The sequence below is a fragment of the Streptococcus sp. 2018037 genome (assembly GCF_019754195.1).
Lineage (GTDB): Bacteria > Bacillota > Bacilli > Lactobacillales > Streptococcaceae > Streptococcus > Streptococcus hashimotonensis.
The window spans coordinates 25,642-31,641 of the sequence record NZ_JAIJZQ010000023.1; the positions used below are offsets into that span (position 1 = coordinate 25,642).

The following is a 6,000-nucleotide window of genomic DNA, read 5'->3' on the forward strand; positions in this document are numbered from 1 at the left end:
CGACCGAAAGGAGAAAAAATGAAGAAAAAAGCAGTTGTTGGCTCCGTAGCCGTCCTTGTTTTAGGGATGAGTCTCTGTAGCTATCAGCTTGGACGTTTCCAAGCGATGGAAGAGCAAAAAAATCGTGTGTCCTACATTGAAGATAGTCAAAGTGCACAAAGCACAGTCTCGGAACAATTAACACCTGATCAAATTTCTGCCAAGGAAAATATTGATGCCGAGCAGATAGTTGTTAAAATTACTGATCAAGGCTATGTGACATCACACGGCGACCATTTCCACTACTATAATGGTAAAGTCCCTTTTGATGCGATTTTTAGTGAAGAATTGGTCATGAAGGACCCGAACTATGTTTTACAAGATAGTCACATCATCAATGAAGTCCAGGATGGCTACGTCATAAAAGTTGATGGGAAATACTATCTCTATCTAAAAGACCCTAGCAAACATAAAAATGTTCGTAGCAAAGAAGAAGTGGAGCGGCAAAAAGGAATCTCTTCTGCTGACAGTAAGAATCAGGCAGCGGGAAATAGTAAAGACGGCCGCTACAGAACAGACGATGGCTATGTCTTTAATCCGACAGATGTTATTGAAGACACGGGAGATGGTTTTATCGTTCCGCACGGCGACCATTTCCACTTTATTCCTAAAAAAGATTTATCAGCTGCCGAATTGAAGGCTGCTCAAGATTACTGGAATCAAAAAGGAAGTGTGAGCTCGGCTAGTGGTAGTCAATATGGCGATAGAAACAATAGAGCTCAACAGACAACAATTAGTGCGGGGCAAGGTCAGGATTTGGCTAGTTTATTGGCTCAATTGGATGCAACGCCGCTATCTCAACGCCATGTAGAAGCAGATGGATTGGTATTTGACCCAAGAACGATTACGAAGAAAACTGCAGCAGGTGTCATCGTTCCACACGGCGACCATTATCACTTTATCCCATACAGCCAGATGTCTCCTCTAGAAGAGAAGATTTCTCGAATGATTGGTGTAAATGGAGCAGGTGTTTCTTCTGGTGCACAAGCAAGTCACTCCCAACACACACCGACACAACCAAATCGTCCGGTAACACCAATCGGCACGGTTACAACGCAACCGGCATCGCCTACACAACCAGTATTACCAACACAACCGAAGCAGTCAACAGGGAAAGTGGTTTCCTATATGGGACGTCAAATTCCTGCTTATGGAAAAGGGTTAGATGGTAAGGCATATTTTACAAGTGATGGATACATCTTTAGCAAATCCTCTATTACCTCAGTTGATGATCAAGGGTTGATAGCTAGTCATGGAGATCATTTCCATTATGTTGGTTTTGGCGAACTCGAAGATTTTGAAATCAAGCAAGTAGAGGAATGGGTTAATGAGAAGGCAGGCAAACAAGTGCCACCGAAAACATCTGAACAAGTAGGAAACGATGCTAAACCCACAACACCAAGTCAAGGGAATGATTCAAAACCTGTAAAACCAATTCAAGAAGAGAACCGCCCTGCATTTGAATACAAACAAGTAACGGCTAAACGTAAAATGGCTGGAAAAGTTGTTTATGAAATGGAAGTAGGTGGAAAAACTTATACGTATGGTCGTGACGAACTAGATTTGATGAAAATCTCTTTTGCTGAGTTGACCTTGGCAGAAAAAGATAAGCAGTATATCTTTGATATTGCACCGCTTGCAGAAGGAGATCTTACGCCAGCCATGTTGGTCGGTATGGATCAAATTCCGATGAAGGGAGCGAATGCGACCTATGATACTGGACAATCCTTTATTATTCCACACATTGATCACATCCACGTCCTACCTTACACATGGTTGAGTAAGGAACAAATTGCAACGATCCGCTATATCATGCAACATCCTGAAATTCGTCCATCTGCTTGGACTACAAGTGGACATGGTGATGGAGAAGCAACGGATCTTGTTCCCCAAATTCTAAATGCAACACCTAAAGCAAACCGCTTAGGCTTGAAAAATTGGCAAATCATTCACACCGCAGAAGAAGTCATGGATGCACGTGCAAAAGGGAAATTTGCAACAAATGATGGCTATATCTTCTCGGCGGAAGACGTACTAGATCCAGCAAGTTTTGTCTTTAGTCAAGCATTCAGTCTACCAAGAGCGACAGGTGGTTCTCTGCGTTCAATTTCCAAGAAAGATTTATCTAAAGAAGAATTGGAAGCTGTACAAACTCTTCTTGATAAACGAGACGCTGAAGAATTGGCGAAAAATGTCACACCAATTGAGAAACGTGCAGGTTTGAAAAATTGGCAAATTGTTCACTCAGCAGAAGAATTGGCAGAAGCTAAGGCAGCAGGAAAATATACAACGAAAGACGGCTATATTTTTGACCCGGCAGACCTATTAGATCCAAAAGTGAAAATAGGTACGGATAACTATCGCATCCCACGTGTGATTACAGATGGTTACCGTCGGATTAACAAGAGTGATTTGAATTACTTAAGCGAGCTGATCCCAGCAGAGGCTATGGTAGCTCAACGTGAGAAATCTAATTCTAGTTCACCGTCAACACCTGCACCAACTGAAACAGGAAAAAGTGCAGGCGAGACAACAACGCCAGAACAGCCACAAGTTGCCAAAGAAACAGCAGAGGAAATTTACAACCGAGTTGAAGCGAAGAAAGTCGTTCCTTTCGAAGCGCTGACCTACAATGCTGGCTATGCGACCGAAGTACGCAACGGGACTCTGGTAATTCCGCATCAAGATCACTATCACTATGTATCCTTTAAATGGTTTGATCAAGGTAGTGCAAGAAGTCCTGAAGGGTATAGTCTAGAAGATTTCCTAGCAACGGTTAAGTACTACATGACTAATCCACAAGAACGCCCTGTTTCAGACGATGGCTGGGGAGTATTTACACCAAGTACACCATCTGAATCAACAGAAGAAACAGAGACGGAAGAAAGTGATGAAGAAATTATTTCTGAAGAAACTGAGGAAATTGACGAGTTCACAGAAGAATTAAAACGAAGAGCAGAAGAGTTTGGCATGGACTTCAAAACCTTTGAACAAAGTCTGGTCACGCTCTCAGACCGTTACAAAGTTTCTTTTGAAGCTTTCGAATATGATGCAACAAGTAAAGTTGTTCGACTTGTAGATAAGGATGGGGTCAAACGGACCATCTCCCTTCCAAGTTTAGAAGAACAAGTATAGTAAACAAAATACCTGTAGCGCTGAGCTCTGCAGGTATTTTTTACAGAAAAACGATAAAGATTATCTTTGACTATTTGCCTTTTTTAGCGTAAAATAGAAAGGAAAGACAAAAAAGGAGAACAGCCTTGGAACTTAACGTATTTGCAGGACAAGAAAAAAGCGAACTTTCCATGATTGAAGTAGCCCGTGCTATTTTGGAAGAACGTGGACGTGACAACGAAATGTATTTCAACGACTTGGTCAATGAAATTCAAAACTACCTTGAAAAATCAAACAGCGAGATTCGCGCAGCCCTCCCAACCTTCTATTCTGATTTGAATGTGGATGGAAGCTTCATTCCACTTGGCGAAAACAAATGGGGATTACGTTCTTGGTACGCAATCGATGAGATCGACGAAGAAGTGATCACTCTTGAAGAAGATGATGAAGATGCACCAAAACGCAAGAAGAAACGCGTCAATGCCTTTATGGACGGTGATGATGATGCGATTGACTATGGACATGATGATCCGGAAGATGAGGACAACTATCCAGGTAGTGTATCATCAGAATACGATGATGAAAATCCAGATGACGAAAAAGATGAAGTTGAGTCCTATGATTCAGAAATCAACGAAATTATCCCAGATGACGAATTGGATGAAGAGGATGTTGATTTAGGTGAAGATGACGACGAGTATTCAGATGAAGAGGTCGTCGACGAATAAGAATTATATATCAATAGATTCTTAAAAATAATTTGACAAGACTACCAAATTACGATAAGATATTATCGGGCACCTCTTTTGAGGTCGGAGCTCCCTAGCGATAGGGAGCTATTTTTGTTTTTTTCTTCAAGTTAACAGGAAGTATCCCCACAAATCGCTTCCTATTAGCCTGAATCGTAGAAAAGGAGTTTGCATGACAAAGTATATTTTTGTAACAGGTGGCGTTGTTTCCTCTATCGGCAAAGGGATCGTAGCAGCCAGTCTAGGTCGTTTATTGAAGAACCGAGGTCTCAAGGTAACAATCCAAAAATTTGATCCATACATCAACATTGACCCAGGAACAATGAGTCCGTATCAACACGGTGAAGTTTTTGTGACGGATGACGGTGCAGAAACCGACTTGGACCTTGGGCACTATGAGCGTTTCATCGACATTAACCTGAACAAATATTCAAATGTTACAACAGGTAAAATTTATAGCGAAGTCCTCCGTAAAGAGCGTAAAGGGGAATACTTAGGGGCGACAGTTCAAGTTATTCCACACATTACAGATGCTTTGAAAGACAAAATCAAGCGTGCAGCTCGTACTACAGATGCAGATGTCATCATCACGGAAGTGGGTGGTACAGTAGGTGATATTGAAAGCTTACCATTCCTTGAAGCGCTTCGTCAGATGAAGGCAGATGTCGGTTCAGACAATGTTATGTATATCCATACAACACTCTTGCCTTATCTCAAAGCAGCAGGCGAAATGAAAACTAAGCCAACACAACATTCTGTAAAAGAGTTGCGTGGTCTAGGTATTCAGCCAAACATGTTGGTAATTCGGACAGAGCAACCTGCTGGACAAGGAATTAAAAATAAACTGGCACAATTCTGTGATGTCGCTCCAGAAGCAGTTATTGAGTCCTTGGATGTCGAACATCTTTACCAAATCCCATTAAATATGCAAGCGCAGAACATGGATCAAATTGTTTGCGATCACTTGAAGCTCGATGTACCTCCAGCAGATATGACAGAGTGGACAGCGATGGTAAACAAGGTTCTTAATCTCCAGAAAAAAGTAAAAATCGCTTTAGTTGGTAAGTATGTAGAATTACAAGATGCCTATATTTCTGTAGTTGAAGCTCTAAAACACTCAGGATATGCAAATGATGCTGCTATCGAATTGGATTGGGTCAATGCAAATGATTTGACAGCAGAAAACGTAGCTGAACGTCTAGGACAAGCACAAGGAATTATCGTTCCTGGTGGCTTTGGACAACGTGGCACAGAGGGGAAAATACAAGCTGTTCGTTATGCTCGTGAGAATGACGTGCCAATGCTAGGGGTCTGCTTGGGAATGCAGCTGACCTGTGTAGAATTTGCTCGTCATGTTCTCGGTTTAGAAGGTGCTAATAGCTTTGAATTAGACCCAGAAACCAAATATCCAATTATTGACATCATGCGTGATCAAATTGGAGTGGAAGATTTAGGAGGAACTCTCCGTTTAGGTCTTTATCCAAGCAAGCTCAAACGTGGCTCCAAGGCTGCGGCTGCTTATGATAATCAAGAAGTTGTACAACGTCGCCATCGTCATCGTTACGAGTTTAACAATGAATTCCGTGAACAATTTGAAAAAGCAGGTTTTATTTTCTCAGGCGTGTCACCAGACAACCGTTTGGTAGAAATTGTTGAAATTCCAGAAAATAAATTCTTCGTTGCCTGCCAATATCATCCAGAACTGCAATCTCGTCCTAATCGCCCTGAAGGTTTGTATACAGCCTTTGTTTCGGCAGCTTTGGAGAATGAAAAATAAGTGTAATTATTATAGAAGAAGATTGGTATTATTCAATCTTCTTTTATATTTTATATAAAGAAACGAAAAAGATGACAATATTTATAGAAGAAAATACGAAATACCAGCCCCATATGGCATCATTGTCTAGATGGTTTTAAGCATTATATATAGTAGAATATTGCAAAAGAATCAGCTAAATCAATACGTTTTGGCAAAAAAACCCAAATTTCAAGTTGAAGTTAGCCACCCAAAAGAAATTCACTTGGCGACTTGTAGTCCAAGCATTTTTTAGGGTAGTTGTTAATCCAATTTTCGATAAAAGCTACTTCTTTCGGAGTC

Annotated in this window: 3 protein-coding genes and 1 pseudogene; 3 read left to right on the plus strand and 1 reads right to left on the minus strand. The window is 41.1% G+C overall.

Going from position 1 to position 6,000, the window contains the following annotated elements; all coding sequences use genetic code 11:
• Nucleotides 1–18: 18 nt before the first annotated feature.
• The 3 genes from K5Q29_RS08365 to K5Q29_RS08375 all read left to right on the plus strand — a co-directional run bounded on the left by K5Q29_RS08365 (nucleotide 19) and on the right by K5Q29_RS08375 (nucleotide 5,679).
• On the plus strand, nucleotides 19–3,174 hold the full coding sequence (locus K5Q29_RS08365) for a pneumococcal-type histidine triad protein (protein ID WP_105139065.1): 3,156 nt from the start codon (nucleotides 19–21) through the stop codon (nucleotides 3,172–3,174).
• Between the two features lie 125 nt (nucleotides 3,175–3,299).
• On the plus strand, nucleotides 3,300–3,881 hold the full coding sequence (rpoE, locus tag K5Q29_RS08370; protein ID WP_011921912.1) for a DNA-directed RNA polymerase subunit delta: 582 nt from the start codon (nucleotides 3,300–3,302) through the stop codon (nucleotides 3,879–3,881).
• Nucleotides 3,882–4,074: 193 nt separating this feature from the next.
• Nucleotides 4,075–5,679, plus strand: coding sequence for a CTP synthase (locus K5Q29_RS08375; RefSeq protein WP_029171978.1), 1,605 nt, complete (start codon nucleotides 4,075–4,077; stop codon nucleotides 5,677–5,679).
• A gap of 221 nt (nucleotides 5,680–5,900) precedes the next feature.
• Here the strand turns inward: K5Q29_RS08375 and K5Q29_RS08380 are convergent.
• A pseudogene (locus tag K5Q29_RS08380) lies at nucleotides 5,901–6,000 on the minus strand (IS30 family transposase); the annotation flags it as partial.

Bases quoted from the DNA above. Each gene is read 5' to 3' on its own strand.
- K5Q29_RS08365 (WP_105139065.1), top strand. From the start codon at position 19: ATGAAGAAAAAAGCAGTTGTTGGCTCCGTAGCCGTCCTTGTTTTAGGG.
- K5Q29_RS08375 (WP_029171978.1), top strand. From the start codon at position 4,075: ATGACAAAGTATATTTTTGTAACAGGTGGCGTTGTTTCCTCTATCGGC.